Raw genomic sequence first — 17,355 nt, forward strand, 5'->3', positions numbered from 1 at the left:
AACGAGCCCCACCCGGAAAGGTCACCCATTCGATGCACGAACTCCAATTCCCCTTCCGGGGCAACGCCTCCCAAACATCCGCAGGACCCTCCGCGTCCACCCACACACGCCAGAACACACTCGCACTCAGTCAAACCCCAGCAGCTGCCAACCCCTCCACCACCGCCACTTCCATCTTCCGCAACCGATCCGGCTCCGCCACCACGTCGATCTCCCGGATGAGGTCGCCGTCGAAGGTGAACCGGAGCAGCACGCGCAGCCGGCCCTCCTCCAGCATCGCCATGCCGACCTCGCCGTCGACGAGGACGAGAGCGGCGGAGCGGGCGCGGCCCAGGGAGGCCATCGCGCCCTCCGCCACCGGGCGGGCGCCGCGGACGAGGACGGGCTCGGGGGTCGGTACGACGGCACGGTCGGCGTGCAGGACCACGTCCGGGTGGAGCAGGGCGAGCAGGGCGTCGAAGTCACCGCCGCGGGTGGCGGCGAGGTAGGCGTGCACGACCCGGTGGCGCCGCGAGGCGTCCGCGGTGGGCGCGGCCGGTGCGGGGGCTCCCTTGACCCGGCGGCGGGCCCGGCTGGCCAACTGCCGGGTGGCCGCCGGGGTCTTGTCGATCAGCGGGGCGATCTCGTCGAACGGCACCTGGAACATGTCGTGCAGCACGAACGCGAGCCGCTCGGCGGGCGCGAGCGTGTCGAGGACGATCAGCAGGGCGAGGCCCACGGAGTCGGCGAGGAGGGCCTCCTCCTCGGGGTCCGTGACACGTGCCGCGGACGCCGGGATCCGGTCGGCCGACAGCTCCTCCTCGCGGCGGGCCTCCCGTGCCCGCAGCAGGTTGAGGCAGACCCGGGCGACGACCGTGGTCAGCCACCCGCCCGGATTCTCCACACCGGACGTGTCCGCGCGGTCGACGCGCAGCCAGGCGTCCTGGAGGGCGTCGTCGGCCTCGCCGAGCGAGCCCAGCATGCGGTGGGCGACGGCCCTGAGCCGCGGCCGGTGCTCCTCGAACTGCGCGGCCATCCAGTCGCGTTCGGACACGGCGCCCCTCCCCCGGTTCCCCCTGAACACCTTCGACGCACCCTAGAGCACCGGCCGATGATGATCCACTGAACGGGTGAATGCCCGCATACGCCCATAAAGGGCTGGGCATGCAGCGCGCATGCGCCCTGCCTTGATCACCTCCGTGCTGCTCGCCGCCCTGATTCCCCTCGCCGCGCCGCCCGCCCACGCCGCCGCTGCCGTACCGCCGGGGCATGTCTACTTCTGGGCCGAGCCGGGGCAGATGGGGCCCGGCGGCGCCTGGGACTACGCGCCACCGGGGTACAAGGAGGCGGAGCCGCGGGTGAAGCGGCACGCGTACTCCTTCGACTCCCACGCGCCGGTGACCGTGTACGCGATCAGCTTCCAGGGCGGCGGCGCCTGTGTGTACCGGGCGATCCGGCCGGACGACTACTCCGACAACTGGGGCTGGGCCACGAAGTTCGACGGCGTCAGCGACACCACCATGGGCTGCCAGGCCGGCTGACCCGCTCATGCGTGCCCGTACGGCGACGGCCCTGGCCGTCCTCACTCTCCTGACCCTCCTCACCGGATCCGCCTGCACGGCGGGGGCCACCCACCCGGCGCCCCCGGCCGACGACGTGATCAAGGCGGCCACCCGCGCACTCACCGACGACTGTCTGACCCGGCAGGGCCTCACCCCGAAGTCGGGCCGACAGCGCGTGTCCAACGCCCTGTTCGGCACCGGCCGGGCGGAGCTGTCGCTCCGGCTGCCCACCGGCTACGTGGTCCGCACCCACACCGACGGCTGCCTCGCGGCGGCGCAACGGCGGCTCTACGGCGACCAGGACCGCTGGTTCCGCAGCTCGGTCGTCGTCAACAACCTCAGGCCCGAGGCCGACAGGACCGGCCGCCCGCTCTCCGAGGTCCGGGCCGCGCACCGCGCGGAGATCGCGGAGTGGCGGCGGCTGCGCGCCCATGCCCTCACCACAGCGACCGCCCTGCTGGAGGGCGGCGGCACCACCCACCCGAAGGGAAACCAGTGAAGCGCTTCATCGCCGTCCTGTCCGCCGGACTGCTCGCCACCGGAGTCGTCCTCGCCACCTCGGCCTCGGCCCAGGCGGCGGCCTGCGGCAGCGGGAACTTCTGCGCGTGGACGGACGCCAACTACCAGGGCCAGAAGATCGAATGGACCGGCGACGACGGTTGGTGGGAGGGCAACATCGCCGACCAGGACTCCTCCTGGGCCAACCACGGCATCTCGGGCCCCGGCATCAAGGACTACGTCAAGGTGTACGCCTCCGCCAACCAGCTCGGCCCCATGACCATCTGTCTCGCACCCGGTCAGGAGGCCGGCTACAACGGCGTGGCCAACGACCGCGGCGACTCCCACATCTGGGCGACCGGCTGCTGAGACGCCGGCCGCCCGAGCGGGGTGGGACCCCGGTCAGAAGACCGGCGTCCCGCCCTGCGTCAACCGCCAGTTGGTGACCGCGAAGTCCTTCGGGTCCAGCGATCCCTTCGAGGTCACGTAGTCGATCATCAGCTGGCGGATCTCGTTGGTGGAGCTGTAGGCGATGTCGGCGGCCGCGATGTGCGGGTAGCCGGAGCCGCCGTTGGCCCGGTAGTTGTTGACGGCGACGACGAAGACCTGGTCGTCGGCGACCGACGTCCCGTTGTAGCTCAGGTTCTTGATGCGGGCGCCTTCGGCCGCGGCGATGTCGATGTCGTACGAGACGCCCGCGGCGGTGTCGTACATGTAGTCCCAGAAGTTGTTGGCGTTGGTCAGGGTCGCGGTGTCCACGGCCGTGCCCGCCGGCACCTGGTGGTAGTACTTCGCCGCGTACTCCAGGTAGTCCTTGAGCTGGGCGCCGGTGAGTTTCTTGCCGTAGAGGGTGTTGTCGTAGATGTAGAGCCCGGCGATGTCCTTGATGGTGACGCTGCCCGCGGGGATGTCGGCGGTGCGGGAGAAGGGCGCGGCGACCGAGATCAGCGGGAGGGCCGCGTCGGAGGCCGACAGGCCCGCCTTGACGGTGTCCATCTGGACCTGGTGGATGAAGTCCATGATGGGGACGTCCTTCCAGCAGGAGTCCGCCGCGGAGAGGTCCTCGGTGCAGGTGCCGACGGCCGTGTTGACGTACTTCACGACCAGCTCGTGGTCGGCCTCCAGGAGCTTCCTGATCTCCGGGTCCTCGTCGACCGTGTTGGGGTTGAGGGTCTGCGCGGTCTTCTTGGTGACCTTCCACTGGCCGCGCACGAGCTCCAGCTCGAAGTCGAAGACGCTGAGCCGGTAGCCCCAGCAGTACGGCTCGGAGAGCAGCACGTCCTCGCCGGTCTCCTCGTTCTTCACCGTGTACGACGGCACTTCGACGTGGGTGTGGCCGACGAGGATCGCGTCGATGCCGGGGACCTGCTGGGCGACGAGGTTGGAGGCGTTCTCGACGTAGGGCAGCTCGTCGCCGTAGGACGAGGAGCCGTCGAGCCCGGAGTGGTCGGTCAGGAAGACGACGTCACAGCCGAGGGCGCGCAGCCGGGGCACGTACTTCTTCGCCTGCTCGACCAGGCCGGGGAAGACCATCTTCCCGCTGACGTTGTCCTTGTCCCACAGGGCGATGCCCGGGTTGGTGAGGCCGAGGATGCCGACCTTGATGTCGGGCGCGCCCGGTACGCAGATGCGCTTCACGGTGTACGGCTGGAAGGCGGGCCGCAGCGTCTTCGCGTCGAGCGCGTTGGCGCCCAGCAGCGGGAAGCGGCACTGGCTCTCGAACTTCCTGAGCACCTCGATGCCGTAGTTGAACTCGTGGTTGCCGAGGGCGGCGGCGTCGTAGCGCATGTGGTTCATGGCGACGGCCATCGGGTGCTTGGGCGCGCCCTTGTCGGTGATGGGCTGCACGCGCGCGAAGTAGTAGGCGAGGGAGGTGCCCTGGATGATGTCGCCGGCGTCGACGAGCAGGACGTGCTCCTCGCCCTTCGCCGCACGCTGCTGCTTGATGAGGGTGGCGACCCGGGCCACGCCGACGGAGTTGCCCTTGCTGTCGGAGTACGCCTTGTCGAGGTAGTAGTCCCAGTCGAAGACGTGGCTGTGCAGGTCGGTGGTGCCGAGCACGGAGAACGACCAGGTGCGGTTCTTCTTCGCGGGCTTGTGCTCGGCGGCCTCGGCGGCGGGGGCTCCCGCCGACCCCGCGACGGCCACGGCCGCCCCGGTGACGGCCGACTTCTTCACGAAGTCCCGGCGGTTGAGGGGACTGACGGGCATGGAGGCTCCTGGGGGCAAGGGGCGGGAGAGACGGCACTACACGCGTAGATGCTGGTCTCACACCCGTGCGTCCGGGAACCAGGAAAAGGCCATGGGCCGGTCAAGGAAGTCCTCGACCGGCCCGACGGCTGACGAACAAAAGGGTTTTACAGGAACGAGTTGATCTCGATCGTCTCGTCCCGGCCCGGGCCCACGCCGATCGCGGAGATCGGGGCGCCGGACATCTCCTCCAGCGCCTTCACGTAGTCCTGGGCGTTCTTCGGGAGGTCGGAGAAGGACTTCGCCTTGGTGATGTCCTCGCTCCAGCCAGGCAGGTACTCGTAGACGGGCTTCGCGTGGTGGAAGTCGGTCTGGGAGTACGGGAGTTCCTCGACGCGCTCTCCGTCGATCTCGTACGCGACACAGACCGGGATCTGCTCCCAGCCGGTGAGCACGTCGAGCTTGGTGAGGAAGAAGTCGGTGAGACCGTTGACGCGGGTGGCGTACCGGGCGATCACCGCGTCGAACCAGCCGCAGCGACGGTCACGGCCGGTGGTGACTCCGCGCTCACCGCCGATGCGGCGCAGCGCCTCGCCGTCCTCGTCGAACAGCTCGGTCGGGAACGGGCCCGAGCCGACGCGGGTCGTGTACGCCTTGAGGATGCCGATGACCCGGCTGATCTTCGTCGGGCCCACGCCGGCGCCGGTGCAGGCGCCGCCCGCGGTCGGGTTCGACGAGGTGACGAAGGGGTACGTGCCGTGGTCGATGTCCAGGAGGGTGCCCTGGCCGCCCTCGAACAGGACGACCTTGTCCTGCTCCAGGGCCTGGTTGAGCACCAGGACCGTGTCGGCGACGTAGGGCTTGAGCCGGTCCGCGTAGCTCAGCAGTTCCTCGACGACCTGGCCCACCTCGATGGCCCGGCGGTTGAAGACCTTGGTCAGGAGCTGGTTCTTGCCGTCGAGGGCCGCCTCGACCTTCTGGGTCAGGATCGACTCGTCGTACAGGTCCTGGATCCGGATGCCCACGCGGTTGATCTTGTCCGCGTAGGTCGGTCCGATGCCGCGGCCCGTGGTGCCGATCTTGCGCTTTCCGAGGAAGCGTTCCGTCACCTTGTCCACGGTGACGTTGTACGGCGTGATGACGTGGGCGTTACCACTGATCAGGAGCTTGGAGGTGTCGACGCCGCGGTCGTTCAGTCCGTTCAGCTCGGAGAACAGGACCGAAGGATCGACGACGACACCGTTGCCGATGACCGGGGTGCACCCCGGAGACAGGATTCCGGAAGGGAGGAGGTGGAGGGCGTACTTCTGATCGCCCACGACTACCGTATGGCCGGCGTTGTTGCCGCCCTGGTAGCGCACCACATAGTCCACCGAGCCACCGAGCAGGTCGGTTGCCTTTCCCTTGCCTTCGTCACCCCACTGAGCACCGAGCAGCACAAGTGCGGGCACGCGCGTACACCCCTTCCGGGCGGGGCATGTCCAAGGTCGGGGGCGTACGCGTACGGTTCACTCCGTCGCGTGCACCACGGCCGTCGTCGGCCGCTGCCCGTAGGACCCGGATGCCCCGGAATAGACGAAGCCCCTGGCGCAATAGCGCAAGGGGCTCTTGCACAAAGATGCTACCCGAGGAAGCGAGGCATGGCCGAGGTGGCGACTTCCGCGACGTCCGATCAGCTGCTGGTGGTGATCGACCCGGTCGCCCGGCAGACGGACGGCGAGTCCGTACGGATCGTGAAAGACGTGCTCAGCGCGGGTGCGGCGACGAAGGTGTGTCTGCCGGACGGGCCCGAGGAGTTCGCCCGGGCACTGGCCCGGCGCGGCTCGCGGCGGCCGGTGGTGGTCGGTGACGACCGGGCGCTGATGCGGGCGGTGGTACTGCTGCACCGGCAGCGGGAGCTGGCCGAATGCGTGCTGTCGGTGGTGCCGGTGGGCCCGGTCCTGGGCGTCGCCCACGCGCTGGGGGTGCCCCTGGGGGCGGTGGCGGCCGCGCGGGCGGTCCTGGACGGGGCCGAGCGGCGGCTGGACATGCTGGTGGACGACAGCGACGGGGTGGTCCTCGGAGCGCTGCGGATTCCCGCGCCGGCCGCCCGGGAGGAGCCGGTGGAGGCCGCGCGGCCCTGGCTGCGGACCTGCCAGTCCCTCGTACGGACCCTGGTGCCGGCCCGTCCCGCCCGGGAGACCGCGCTCGCCGTCGCCGGGCCCTCGCGGCTGCGGGTGGAGGTCGACGGGGTGACCCTGGTGGATCTGGACCAGCCCCTGGAGGCGGTCTCGGTGACCCCGGGCTCCGGCGGCGGCCTGGCCTCGGTGGAGGTACGCCCGCTGTCGGTGGGGGCGGAGGCCTCCCCCCTGCTGGCCACCGGCAGGACAGTGACCGTCACCGGGGCGGATTTCCGGTACCGGGCCGACACGGGCGTGGCGGGACCGGTACGGAGACGGACGTGGATGGTGCAGGAGGGGGCGTTGGGGTTGGTGTTGCCGGGGCGGTGAGTGTTGGGTCCAGAGGCACCGCACCGCTTTCCAGCGCCGGTCGGTGCATCGCGGACGCTGAACTCAGTGCACGCGGATCACCTCCGCCGGCGGCATGCGCAGCGCGCGGCGGGTGGGGAGTTCGACGGTGAGGAACGCCGTGACCATGACCGTGAGCGCGGCGGCCGGCAGGAGCCACACCGGCCCCGCGGGCCAGGGCCGGCCGAGGAAGCCCTGGCCCAGCAGCGCCAGCGGCAGCGCGGACAGCAGCAGGCCTCCGGCGAGCGCGGCGGCGGCGATGACCGCGGCCTCGCGGCGCATCATCGAGCGGATCTGGCGGGGCGTGGTGCCGCCCAGACGCAGGGCCGCGAGTTCCGTGCGGCGCTGGGCGGTCGCCGCGACCAGCTTGTTCGCGATGCTCAGCAGCAGGTACGCGAGCAGCACCACGATCACGACCAGGTTGATCCACACCTCGGGCGGGGTGTCGCTTCCGCCGGGCGCGGCCCGCGTGGTGGTCAGGGTCAGGCCGGGATGTGCCGTGGCCAGCGCCGCGAGCCGGTGTCCGGCATCGGCCGTGCCGTCGGTGCGCGCCAGCACGCTCTGGGCCAGGTCCGTCGTCGTATGACCGGCCGCCAGGTCGCGGGAGAGGACGATCGGGCCGAAGCCCAGGCCCCGGGAGTAGACGGCGACGACCCGGGCGACGACCGGCGTCCCGTCGCCGAGGACCAGGTGCACCCGGCTCCCGGTCCCGGCTCCGCGGGTGCGGGCTGCGTCACTGCTCACGGCCACGGTCGCGCCGGTGAGCCCGTCGAGGCCGCCGTCCCGTACGCCGAGATCGAGGACGTCCGTCGCGTCCGGCGTGAGGATCATCGCGGACGCGGACTCGGTGTCGGGCTCGCCGAACTGCTCGTACTGCCACACGGCCGTGGTCGTGGTGACCGGCGCGGCCGCCCGTACGCCCGGCGTGTTCCGTACGGCGGTGAGCGTGCCCTCGGGCAGACCGCCCAACGCCGGCGCGGTGAGCCGGTACGGGGCGAGCGTGCCGGTGTCCGTGTCGTGGGAGGTGGCGGCCATGACGGTGGTCTGGGCGAAGGTGTAGGTCAGGACGAAGACGACCGCCATGGCGAGAGGGCTGACGATCCCGGCGTTGCGCTGGGCGTAGGCGCGGAGGTTGGCCATCGCGAGCCAGGTCGGCGCGGAGACACCGGTACGCGTGCGCCGGGCCGCCGCGCTGCCCAGCGCCTTGATGAGGGCGGGCCCGGCGAGGGCCAGGCCGATCGCGCCGACAATGCCCGCGAGGGAGGTTGCCGAGGCTCCGACGACGGTGCGCGAGAACAGCGGGACGACCGACATGGTGCTCGCGGCGACGAAGAGCAGCAGGCCGGTGCGGGTGCGCGCGCGGGACGGCGTGCGCGGTTCGCTGCGTGACTCGGCGACCGCCTCGGTGGCCGGCATCCGCGAGGTACGCCAGGACGCGGCCCGGGCGGACAGCTGCACGGAGGCGGCGGTCAGCACCAAGGTGGCGAGGGCGGGCAACGGGCCGATGGTCAGGGGGAGCTCGGTGGGCAGGACGCCTCGGTGCGCCAGTACGTCGTGGAACCGGCCCGCGAGCAGGTAGCCGAGCGCCACGCCGGGGACCAGGGCCACGCCCGCCACGACGGACGACTGCGCGGCGGCCAGTCGCCGTATCTGCCTCGGCGTCGCGCCCACCGCCCGCATCAGCGCCAGGTCGCGGCGCTGCCCGGCGACCGCCACGCCCAGCGCGCCCGCCGTGACGAACCCGGTGATGAGCAGCACGATCCCGGCGAGCGAACCGGACAGGAGCACGAGCAGCGAGCGGGCCGCGCCCACGCCGGGCGAGACGGCGTTGCCCCGCTCCCCTCCCGTGACGACCTTCAGGCCGGTACCGGCCACCCGCTCGCGAACCGCCTCGGTGACCCGGCCGGCGGCACCGGGCGCGGTTTTCAGGCCGATCAGGTCGACGGTGCCGGCGCGCGGACCGTCGCCGCCCCGGCCGGCGAGCCGTACGGCGGTGGCGTCGGCGAAGAAGACGCCCGCGCCCGGTGTGCCCACCACGGCGGAGACACGGTACGGCTTGGCGGGGCGGCCGTCCGCGACGACCTCGACCCGGTCGCCCGCCTCGATCCCGGCCGCCGCCGCGGTGGCGGTGTCGACGGCGATCTCGCCGGAACCGGCCGGGGCACGGCCCTCGATGTGCGGCGCGGCCAGCAGCTTCGTCGAGGACCAGCCGTGGCCCGCCGTCCCGGGGTCGTCACCGGCCGGTACGACGCGGCCGTGGGCGGCGACGAGAGCAGCCGGGAAGTCGACGGCGCCGACCGCGGCGGTGACGCCGGGCAGCCCGGCCAGCCGGTCCGTGAGCCGGGCCGGGACCGGGGCGCGCTCGGGCAGGGCGATGGGCAGGTCGCCGCTCGGGTGGAACTCCTGGTCGGCCGCCACCACGACGTCCGCGCCGGCGAGGCGGCCGGGCGGCAGGTGGGAGCGCAGGCCGGACTCGGCGAGGACACCGGTGGCCGTGATGAGCGTGGCGCCGCCGAGGACCGCGCAGGCCACGGCCAGCAGTGCGGTGATCCGGTGGGCGGCCATGCGTACCGCGAGAGGGAACATGGTCTCTCTACCTCTCCGCCAACGCGACGAGCCGGTCGGCGAGTTCGGGCGCGGTGGGCGCGTCCAGGGCGTCGACCACGCAGCCGTCGGCCATGACGAGGGTGCGGTGGGCCTGGGCCGCGGCGGCGGGGTCGTGGGTGACCATCACGACCGTCTGACCCAGGTCGTCGACGAGGGCGCGCAGCAGATCGAGGACCTGGTGGGCGCTGCGCAGGTCGAGCGCGCCGGTCGGCTCGTCCGCGAACACGACAGCCGGACGGGCCGCCAACGCCCTTACGACGGCTGCCCGTTGCTGCTGGCCGCCGGAAAGCTCGGCCGGGCGGTGGCTGAGCCGGTCGGCCAGACCGACCCGCTCGACGAGGGTGCCCAGCCAGTCGGCGTCGGGACGGCGGCCCGCGAGGCGCAGCGGCAGCGTGATGTTGTCCTCGATGCTGAGGGACGGGATCAGGTTGTAGGCCTGGAAGACGAAACCGACGCGCTCGCGGCGCAGTTCGGTGCGTCGGGTCTCGTTGAGTCCGGCGATCTCGTGGCCGTCGATACGGATGCTGCCCGTGGTCGGGGAGTCGAGCCCGGCGGCGCAGTGCATCAGGGTGCTCTTGCCGGAGCCGGAGGGCCCCATGACGGCGAGGAAGGTGCCGCGCCGCACGCTGAGCGACACGTCGTCCAGGGCCCGCACTCCACCCGCGTACGTCTTGCTGACCCGCGCCAGCGCGATGGCGGGCGTCTGCCGCGCGGTGAGCGGCGCGACGGGGGCGCTCACTTGTGTCCCCGCAGGTTGCGCACGACCAGGGTGCCGGCACAGAGCACAGTGACGGCGCCGCACAGCAGGTGCACCCAGGTGCGGGCTCCGCCGAAGGAGGCGGCCATGTTGGCGACGGTGCTGACCACCACCACCGCCCACAGCACGGAACGCAGGACGTCCCCGCGGGAGACACCGCTCGGGCCGTCGGCGGGCGGTTCGGTCAGCCGGCAGGGGTTCGTGTGCGTCATGGCTCTTCCTCAACTCGCGCCTGGTGTGCGGCTCCTGCCGTCACCTCACCGACGCTATGAATCAGGACCCCCCTCGACCGATCCCGCAGTCCGCCCGGTTCGAGGTACAGCAGGCTGTACCTCCCGGCTGTCGTCGGGCGCCCTGCGCGCGAAGAACCCGCTATGCCCTACGTCGGCGGAACCACCGCGTCCGACTCGTCCTTCAGGGCCACCCCCGTGGCCTCCAGTTCCCGCGCCCGCCCCATCAGCCCCGCCAGTTTTGCCGCCGCCCCCTCGTAGGAGAGCCCCATCGGCGGCCGGATGTTGGACAGGCAGTTGCGGTCGGCGTCGGTCGTCACCCCCGGCACCGGCCGGTGCGTCAGGTACGCCCCCAGCGAGTCCGCCGCCGACATCCCGGGACGTTCCCCGACCAGCATCACCACCATGACCGCCCCCATCGCGGAGGCGATGTCGTCACCCAGCGCCACGCGAGCCTGCTCGGCGAGGACGACAGGAGCGACGGCCCACGACGGCAGCCGCTCCGTCGTCCGCCGTACGACGGCCGCCGCATGCTCGTGCACCGCCCGGCTGGACAGCCCGTCGGCGACGACGAAGACCACGTCCCACTCCCCCACCGGCAGATGCGCCCGGTCGATGGCATGCAGTCGGCGCCCCAGATCCGGCCGCTGGAGATACGTCAGCCGATCGGGAGCCGCACTACGGACCCGTACCGTCGGCATCCCCGCCAGCCCCGCCACCACCGCGTCCGGGTCGAACGGCGAGTGCACCGCGTCCCGGGCCGCCGCGTGCGCGGCCTGGAGTTCGAGCCGGTGCCGGGTGGGCAGTGCGGAGCCGGAGCGGCCCAGCCCGATACGGGCCTGCGTGTGGCGACGCAGGGACGACCACAACTCGCTGTCGCCCGGAGTGATCTGGCTCATGCCGCGAGCTCCCTTCCGATGGCGGTCAGCGGATGTCCGCCCACCGCGTCCCTGATCGCCCCCCGGTCGTCCAGCAGCCCGATCGACTCCAGCCACGCCTCGAACTCCGGTGCCGGGCGCAGCCCCAGGACCTCCCGGAGGTACAACGCGTCGTGGTACGAGGCTGACTGGTAGTTGAGCATGATGTCGTCGCCGCCCGGTGTGCAGATCACGAAGGACGCGCCGGCCACGCCGAGCATCGTGAGCATCGTGGCGATGTCGTCGTCGTCCGCGTCGGCGTGGTTGGTGTAGCAGATGTCCAGCCCCATCGGCAGGCCGAGGAGCTTGCCGCAGAAGTGGTCCTCCAGGGCGGCGCGCAGGATCTGCCGGCCGTCGTAGAGGTACTCCGGGCCGATGAAGCCGACGACGGTGTTCACGAGCAGCGGGTCGTAGCGCCGCGCCACCGCGTACGCCCGGGCCTCCACCGTCTGCTGGTCCACCCCGTGGTGCGCGCCCGCCGACAGGGCGCTGCCCTGCCCGGTCTCGAAGTACATGACGTTGCGGCCGACCGTGCCCCGCTGCAGGGCGAGGGCGGCCTCGTACGCCTCGTCGAGCAGACCCAGCGTCACCCCGAAGGACGCGTTGGCCGCCTGTGTCCCGGCGATCGACTGGAAGACCAGGTCCACCGGTGCTCCCCGGGACATCAGGTCCACGCTGGTCGTGACATGGCACAGCACACAGGACTGGGTGGGGATCGCGTACCGCTGGATCACCCCGTCGAGCAGTTCCAGCAGGTCCCGTACGGCCTTGGGGCTGTCGGTCGCCGGGTTGATGCCGATCACCGCGTCGCCGGAGCCGAGCAGCAGTCCGTCGAGGAGGGCCGCCGCCACGCCCGCCGGATCGTCGGTCGGATGGTTGGGCTGGAGCCGGGTCGCCAGCCGTCCCGGCAGCCCGATCGTCGAGCGGAACGCGGTGACCACGCGCACCTTGCGGGCCACCGCGACCAGGTCCGCGTTGCCCATCAGCTTGGAGACCGCGGCGACCATCTCGGGCGTGAGTCCGGGCGCGAGGGCGGCCAGTGCCGCCGCGTCGGCTCCGGGAGACAGCAGCCACTCCCGGAACTCGCCCACCGTCAGCCCCGCCACCGGCGCGAAGGCGGCCGTGTCGTGCGTGTCGAGGATCACCCGGGTCACGTCGTCGCTCTCGTACGGGATCAGCGGCTCGGCCAGGAACTGAGCGAGCGGCACGTCCGCCAGCGCCCAGCGGGCGGCCACCCGCTCCCTTTCGGACGCGGCCGCGAGTCCCGCCAGCCGGTCGCCCGAGCGTTCGGGACTCGCGGCGGCGAGCAGACGGGCGAGAGTGTCGAAGCGGTGGTGTCGACCGCCGAGAACGGACGTATAGCTCATGGCGACGACGCTACGAGCCGCGTGTTGCGGTCAGATTTCTAAAGGTATGGTTGACAAACATTTAACGCCCCGAGACCCTTGCTCGACTTATTCGGTCTACAGAGTTCCGGTTCGACACGTAGTGGACGGACAAGGAGAGGGGCCACCCGATGGCAGTGGACGAGGGAGTCGCCCCCGCGGCGAAGACGGACGGCGACGGCACGGTCCACCGGCTGAAACCCAACGCCATCGGCCTGCTCGGCGTGGTCTTCATGGCCGTGGCGACCGCCGCCCCGATCACCGCGATGACGGGCAACGTGCCCTTCATGGTCTCCGCGGGCAACGGCATCGGCGCCCCCGCGAGCTATCTCGTCGCAATGGTCGTCCTGGCAATCTTTTCCGTCGGTTTCACCTCGATGGCGAAGCACATCACCTCGACGGGCGCCTTCTACGGCTTCATCTCCTACGGCCTCGGGCGCACCGCCGGCCTCGCGTCGGGACTGCTCGCCACCTTCGCGTACGTCGTCTTCGAGCCGGCGCTCATCGGCATCTTCTCGTCGTTCGCGACGGGGACGCTGAAGGACCAGACCGGGGTGCACATCCCCTGGTGGGCGTTCGCGGCCCTGATGCTCGCCGTCAACGCGATGGGCACCTGGTTCGGTGTCTCGGTCGCCGAGAAGCTGCTCGTGGTCCTGCTCGCCACCGAGGTGACGGTTCTCGCCGCGATGGCGGTCTCCGTCGCCTTCCACGGCGGCGGCCCGGACGGCTTCAGCCTCGACCCGGTCAATCCGGTCAACGCCTTCAAGGGCACGTCCGCCGGCCTCGGCCTCTTCTTCGCCTTCTGGTCGTGGGTCGGCTTCGAGTCGACGGCGATGTACGGCGAGGAGTCCCGCAACCCGAAGAAGATCATCCCCAAGGCGACGATGATCTCCGTCCTCGGCGTCGGCGTCTTCTACGTCCTCGTCTCCTGGATGGCCATCTCCGGCACCGGCGAGGCGGACGCCGTCAAGGTCGCCACGGACAACCCCTTCGGGCTCTTCTTCGGCCCCACCGAGCGGTACGTCGGCCACTGGGCGGTCGACGTCATGCAGTGGCTGATGATCACCGGCTCGCTGGCCTGCGGCATGGCCTTCCACAACTGCGCCGCCCGCTACATGTACGCGCTGGGCCGCGAGGGCGCCCTTCCCGCCCTGAAGAACACGGTCGGCCGCACCCACCCCCGGCACGGCTCACCGCACGTCGCGGGCCTGGCGCAGACGGTCGTGACGGTCGTACTCCTGGTGGCGTTCTGGGCGGCCGGCAAGGACCCGTACAGCGGCACGTACGTCCTGCTCGCCATCCTCGGCACCATGGCGATCCTGATCGTGCAGGCCGTGTGCTCCTTCGCGGTGCTGGCCTACTTCCGCACCCACCACCCCGAGACCCGCCACTGGTTCCGCACCCTCACGGCCCCGCTGGTCGGCGGTGTCGCGATGCTCGCGGTGGTCGCTCTGCTGGTCTCCAACATGAGCGCGGCGGCCGGCTCGGAGTCCGGCTCCCTGGTACTGAAGGCCACACCGTGGCTGGTGGCGGCCGTGGCCGCCCTGGGCATCGCGTACGCCCAGTACCTGAAGCGCCGCGCTCCGGAGCGGTATCTGCTGCTGGGGCGGACGGTCCTGGAGGAGACCAAGGAGCGCTGACTCCTGGCCATTGGTCGCCGAACAGCTGTCGGCACTACTGGTCGCCGAACAGCTGTCGGCGGTGCTCCCGCCAGCGCTCCATCATGGCCGCGACCTCGCTCTCGACGAACTCGAAGAAGGCGAGCGTCTCGGCCATGCGGCGACCCGCCGGGGTCTCGGCGCCGAGACTGCTCACCCCCTCGCGCAGCGCGCCCTCCCACCGCTTGATGACGGCCTCACGGTTGGTCAGGGCCTCGTACCACTGGTCGCCGTGCACCCGGTAGCGCTCCCGGCGGGAACCGGGCTCGCGCTCCCGGGAGACCATGTGCGTCTGGGCGAGATAGCGCACCGCCCCGGAGACCGCGGCCGGGCTGATCCGCAGCTGCTCCCCCAGTTCGGCCGAGGTCATGGAACCCTCGTCCGAGGACAGGAGAGCCGCGAAGACCCTGGCCGGCATGCGCTGCATCCCGGCCTCGACGAGCTGGGCCGCGAAGCCCTCCACGAACTTCGAGACCGCGTCCGGGTCTCGTCCCCAAACATCCGTCATGGTCACCACCCTACGGGGCTTCATACGCTTCCTTAACTTCACAAATTTCTGAAAGAAGCGTACGTTCTGAAGCATGACGAAGGCCATCACCGTCTCCGGACTGCACAAGTCGTTCGGCAGGACCCACGCGCTCGACGGACTCGACCTGGACGTCGAGACCGGCGAGGTGCACGGTTTCCTAGGACCCAACGGCGCCGGCAAGTCCACCGCCATCCGTGTCCTGCTCGGCCTGCTGCGCGCCGACTCCGGCGCCACGCAGGTGCTGGGCCGCGACCCGTGGGCGGACGCGGTCGAGGTGCACCGCCGCATCGCCTACGTCCCCGGGGACGTGACCCTGTGGCGCAACCTCTCCGGCGGCGAGGTCATCGACCTCTACGGCCGGCTGCGCGGCGGTCTCGACCCCGGCAGGCGTGCCGAGCTGATCGAGCGCTTCGAGCTGGACCCCACCAAGAAGGGCCGCACCTACTCGAAGGGAAACCGCCAGAAGGTCGCCCTGGTCGCCGCGTTCGCCTCGGACGTGGACCTGCTGATCCTGGACGAGCCGACCTCGGGCCTGGACCCGCTGATGGAGGCGGTCTTCCAGCGCTGCGTGGAGGGAGGAGCGGCAGCGCGGCCGCACCGTCCTGCTGTCCTCGCACATCCTGAGCGAGGTCGAGGAACTCTGCGACCGGGTCAGCATCATCCGGCGCGGCCGCACGGTGGAGTCGGGTTCGCTGGCCGAGCTGCGCCACCTCACCCGGACCAGCGTCACGGCCGAACTCGCGGGCCCGCCCAACGGGTTGGCGCACCTGCCCGGCGTCCACGATCTCGACATCCAGGGCCACCGGGTGCGACTACAGGTGGACACCGAACAACTCGACGCGTTGCTACGGCAGTTGAGCGAGTCGGGCGTGCGCTCGCTGACCTCGACACCGCCCACGCTGGAGGAACTGTTCCTGCGCCACTACCAGGACGAGGAGGCGGCGGCGTCATGACCTCCCTCGTCGGCACCGGCGTACTGCTCCGCTTCCACCTGCGCCGCGACCGGCTGATGATCCCGGTGTGGGGGGCGGTGAACACCCTGATGGTCCTCTCCATGCCGAACACCCTCAAGGGCCTGTACGGCACCGAGGCCGAGCGCGCCGACCTGCTGCGCCAGGTGGCAGGCAACTCCTCCTTGCGCGCGCTGATCGGCCCCGTCTTCGACGACTCCCTCGGCGCCCTCACCGCCTGGCGCGTCGGCGTCTACGCGGGGGCGCTCGCCGCCGTCACGGGCCTCCTGGTCGTCGTACGCCACACCCGCGACGAGGAGGAGAGCGGGCGGCAGGAGCTGATCGCCTCGGGGGTGGTGGGCCGGCGGGCCTCGCTGACGGCGGCACTGCTGGCGGCGGCCGTGGCGAGCGGTGTGCCGGCCCTGCTGGTGACGGTGGGGCTGGCGGGCCAGGGCGTCGCGGGCGCGCTGGCCTTCGGCCTGGGCCTTGCCGCCGTCGGCATGCTCTTCGCGACGATGGCCGCGATCGCCGCGCAGCTGACCGAGAGCGCCCGGCTGGCGCGGGGCCTGACCGCGGCGGTACTGGGTGCCGCCTTCGCGCTGCGGGCGGCCGGGGACTCGGGCTCCACCGACGGTTCCTCGGTGCTGTCCTGGCTGTCGCCGCTGGGCTGGCTGTCGCAGGTGCGCCCCTTCGCCGGGGAACGCTGGTGGGTGCTGCTGCTGTTCGCGGCGGCGATCGCCGGCCAGGGTGCGCTGGCCTACGTCCTGGCGGGCCACAGGGACCTGGGCATGAGCTTCGTGCCGACCCGCCCGGGACCCTCCGACGGCCGCCTGGGCACTGCGGGCGCGCTGGCCTGGCGGCTCCAGCGGGGCAGTGTGCTCGGCTGGTCGATCGGCTTCTTCCTGGCCGGGGTGATCTACGGGGGTCTGACGGACAGCGTGGCCGACCTGGTAGGCGACAACGACAAGACCCGCGAGATCTTCGAGCGGATGGGCGGACAGTCCGGGATCACGGACGCGTTCCTCGCCTCGATCACCGGGATGCTGGGACTGGTGGCCGTGCTGTACGTCGTCGCGTCGGTGCTGCGGCTGCACGGCGAGGAGACGTCGACGCGGGCGGAACCGCTGCTGGCGAACGCGGTGGGCCAGCTGCGGTGGGCCTCGGGCCATCTGGTGATCGCCTTCGGCGGCTCGGCACTCCTCATGCTGCTCGCGGGTCTCGGCCTCGTCGTGGGCCACGGCAAGGACGCCGGCCCGATCCTGGGCGCGTGCCTGGTGCAGGTGACCGCGGTGTGGGTGATCGGCGGGCTGACGGTCCTGCTGTACGGGCTGGCACCGCGCCTGGCGCCGTCGGCCTGGGGAGTCGCCGGGGCGGTGCTCCTGATCGGCTGGGTGGGCCCGGCACTCGACGTCCCGCAGGGCGTCCTCGACCTCTCCCCCTTCGGCCACCTGCCGAAGCTGCCGGGCGGGAACATGGAGTGGACGCCGGTGCTGGTCCTGCTCGCGCTCGCGGTGGCGCTGGTGACGGCGGGCCTGGCGGGACTGCGGCGACGGGATGTCACGACCTGAACCGCTGACCGGGGAACG

The 17,355-nt window shown here is 71.5% G+C and carries 15 protein-coding genes and 1 pseudogene; 7 read left to right on the forward strand and 9 right to left on the reverse strand.

The genetic code is table 11. The annotated features are described in order from the left end of the window. Nucleotides 1–130 precede the first annotated feature (130 nt). Complete coding sequence (locus tag H293_RS0117790) at nucleotides 131–1,033, reverse strand: sigma-70 family RNA polymerase sigma factor (RefSeq protein WP_020119215.1); 903 nt, start codon at nucleotides 1,031–1,033, stop codon at nucleotides 131–133. Nucleotides 1,034–1,154: 121 nt separating this feature from the next. Between H293_RS0117790 and H293_RS0117795 the strand changes: the two genes are divergently transcribed. From H293_RS0117795 to H293_RS0117805, 3 genes are read left to right on the forward strand one after another with little or no spacing between them, the layout of a single operon-like run. Beyond that, nucleotides 1,155–1,520 carry a hypothetical protein gene (locus H293_RS0117795; protein WP_020119216.1) on the forward strand — a complete coding sequence of 122 codons (366 nt, stop codon included), beginning with the start codon at nucleotides 1,155–1,157 and terminating at the stop codon, nucleotides 1,518–1,520. Nucleotides 1,521–1,527: 7 nt separating this feature from the next. Continuing rightward, the gene (locus H293_RS0117800) at nucleotides 1,528–2,040 is read left to right on the forward strand and encodes a hypothetical protein (RefSeq protein WP_020119217.1); all 513 of its coding nucleotides are present in this window, start codon (nucleotides 1,528–1,530) and stop codon (nucleotides 2,038–2,040) included. Continuing rightward, the gene (locus H293_RS0117805; RefSeq protein ID WP_020119218.1) at nucleotides 2,037–2,408 is read left to right on the forward strand and encodes a peptidase inhibitor family I36 protein; all 372 of its coding nucleotides are present in this window, start codon (nucleotides 2,037–2,039) and stop codon (nucleotides 2,406–2,408) included. The genes H293_RS0117800 and H293_RS0117805 overlap by 4 nt, the downstream gene beginning before the upstream one ends. Before the next feature lie 33 nt (nucleotides 2,409–2,441). Here H293_RS0117805 and H293_RS0117810 read toward each other — a convergent pair whose 3' ends face one another. Both H293_RS0117810 and H293_RS0117815 read right to left on the reverse strand, forming a co-directional pair. Further along, nucleotides 2,442–4,250 (reverse strand): bifunctional metallophosphatase/5'-nucleotidase, encoded by a 1,809-nt coding sequence (locus H293_RS0117810; protein ID WP_020119219.1) that lies wholly within the window; start codon nucleotides 4,248–4,250, stop codon nucleotides 2,442–2,444. Nucleotides 4,251–4,396: 146 nt separating this feature from the next. Then, nucleotides 4,397–5,680, reverse strand: a complete 1,284-nt coding sequence (locus H293_RS0117815) for an adenylosuccinate synthase (RefSeq protein WP_028807942.1) — start codon at nucleotides 5,678–5,680, stop codon at nucleotides 4,397–4,399. Nucleotides 5,681–5,869: 189 nt separating this feature from the next. Between H293_RS0117815 and H293_RS0117820 the strand changes: the two genes are divergently transcribed. Beyond that, entirely contained in the window at nucleotides 5,870–6,718 is an 849-nt protein-coding gene (locus tag H293_RS0117820) for a hypothetical protein (protein WP_020119221.1), read from the forward strand. Between the two features lie 63 nt (nucleotides 6,719–6,781). Here the strand turns inward: H293_RS0117820 and H293_RS0117825 are convergent, their stop codons facing one another. From H293_RS0117825 to H293_RS0117845, 5 genes are all read right to left on the reverse strand, one after another. Continuing rightward, a complete protein-coding gene (locus H293_RS0117825; protein WP_020119222.1) occupies nucleotides 6,782–9,322 on the reverse strand; it encodes an FtsX-like permease family protein in 2,541 nt (846 codons plus the stop codon). A 7-nt stretch (nucleotides 9,323–9,329) separates the two neighbouring features. Further along, nucleotides 9,330–10,082 carry an ABC transporter ATP-binding protein gene (locus H293_RS0117830; RefSeq protein ID WP_020119223.1) on the reverse strand — a complete coding sequence of 251 codons (753 nt, stop codon included), beginning with the start codon at nucleotides 10,080–10,082 and terminating at the stop codon, nucleotides 9,330–9,332. Then, complete coding sequence (locus tag H293_RS0117835) at nucleotides 10,079–10,312, reverse strand: hypothetical protein (protein ID WP_020119224.1); 234 nt, start codon at nucleotides 10,310–10,312, stop codon at nucleotides 10,079–10,081. Before H293_RS0117835 ends, H293_RS0117830 begins: the two co-directional genes overlap by 4 nt. A 167-nt stretch (nucleotides 10,313–10,479) precedes the next feature. Then, nucleotides 10,480–11,229, reverse strand: coding sequence for an ethanolamine ammonia-lyase subunit EutC (gene eutC, locus H293_RS0117840; protein ID WP_020119225.1), 750 nt, complete (start codon nucleotides 11,227–11,229; stop codon nucleotides 10,480–10,482). Beyond that, entirely contained in the window at nucleotides 11,226–12,614 is a 1,389-nt protein-coding gene (locus tag H293_RS0117845; protein ID WP_020119226.1) for an ethanolamine ammonia-lyase subunit EutB, read from the reverse strand. The genes eutC and H293_RS0117845 overlap by 4 nt, the downstream gene beginning before the upstream one ends. Nucleotides 12,615–12,763: 149 nt before the next feature. Between H293_RS0117845 and H293_RS0117850 the strand changes: the two genes are divergently transcribed. Next, nucleotides 12,764–14,272: an APC family permease gene (locus H293_RS0117850; RefSeq protein WP_020119227.1), complete on the forward strand. Its 1,509-nt coding sequence runs from the start codon at nucleotides 12,764–12,766 to the stop codon at nucleotides 14,270–14,272. 34 nt (nucleotides 14,273–14,306) lie between these two features. On the opposite strand, the gene H293_RS0117855 is transcribed toward H293_RS0117850, so the two are convergent. Continuing rightward, nucleotides 14,307–14,798 (reverse strand): GbsR/MarR family transcriptional regulator, encoded by a 492-nt coding sequence (locus H293_RS0117855; RefSeq protein ID WP_028807943.1) that lies wholly within the window; start codon nucleotides 14,796–14,798, stop codon nucleotides 14,307–14,309. Nucleotides 14,799–14,871: 73 nt separating this feature from the next. On the opposite strand from H293_RS0117855, the pseudogene H293_RS52745 reads away from it, so the two are divergent. Continuing rightward, nucleotides 14,872–15,772: pseudogene (locus tag H293_RS52745) on the forward strand (ABC transporter ATP-binding protein). After that, nucleotides 15,769–17,337, forward strand: coding sequence for an ABC transporter permease (locus H293_RS0117870; RefSeq protein WP_020119231.1), 1,569 nt, complete (start codon nucleotides 15,769–15,771; stop codon nucleotides 17,335–17,337). Before H293_RS52745 ends, H293_RS0117870 begins: the two are co-directional and overlap by 4 nt. The last annotated feature ends 18 nt before the right edge of the window (nucleotides 17,338–17,355 follow it).

It is taken from the genome of Streptomyces canus 299MFChir4.1 (assembly GCF_000383615.1).
GTDB lineage: Bacteria > Actinomycetota > Actinomycetes > Streptomycetales > Streptomycetaceae > Streptomyces > Streptomyces canus_C.

Excerpts from the sequence above, each read along its gene's own strand:
- H293_RS0117795 (WP_020119216.1), top strand. The coding sequence starts at position 1,155 with ATGCGCCCTGCCTTGATCACCTCCGTGCTGCTCGCCGCCCTGATTCCC.
- H293_RS0117800 (WP_020119217.1), top strand. The coding sequence starts at position 1,528 with ATGCGTGCCCGTACGGCGACGGCCCTGGCCGTCCTCACTCTCCTGACC.
- H293_RS0117810 (WP_020119219.1), bottom strand. The coding sequence starts at position 4,250 with ATGCCCGTCAGTCCCCTCAACCGCCGGGACTTCGTGAAGAAGTCGGCC.
- H293_RS0117820 (WP_020119221.1), top strand. The coding sequence starts at position 5,870 with ATGGCCGAGGTGGCGACTTCCGCGACGTCCGATCAGCTGCTGGTGGTG.
- H293_RS0117825 (WP_020119222.1), bottom strand. The coding sequence starts at position 9,322 with ATGTTCCCTCTCGCGGTACGCATGGCCGCCCACCGGATCACCGCACTG.
- H293_RS0117835 (WP_020119224.1), bottom strand. The coding sequence starts at position 10,312 with ATGACGCACACGAACCCCTGCCGGCTGACCGAACCGCCCGCCGACGGC.
- eutC (WP_020119225.1), bottom strand. The coding sequence starts at position 11,229 with ATGAGCCAGATCACTCCGGGCGACAGCGAGTTGTGGTCGTCCCTGCGT.
- H293_RS0117845 (WP_020119226.1), bottom strand. The coding sequence starts at position 12,614 with ATGAGCTATACGTCCGTTCTCGGCGGTCGACACCACCGCTTCGACACT.
- H293_RS0117850 (WP_020119227.1), top strand. The coding sequence starts at position 12,764 with ATGGCAGTGGACGAGGGAGTCGCCCCCGCGGCGAAGACGGACGGCGAC.
- H293_RS0117855 (WP_028807943.1), bottom strand. The coding sequence starts at position 14,798 with ATGACGGATGTTTGGGGACGAGACCCGGACGCGGTCTCGAAGTTCGTG.
- H293_RS0117870 (WP_020119231.1), top strand. The coding sequence starts at position 15,769 with ATGACCTCCCTCGTCGGCACCGGCGTACTGCTCCGCTTCCACCTGCGC.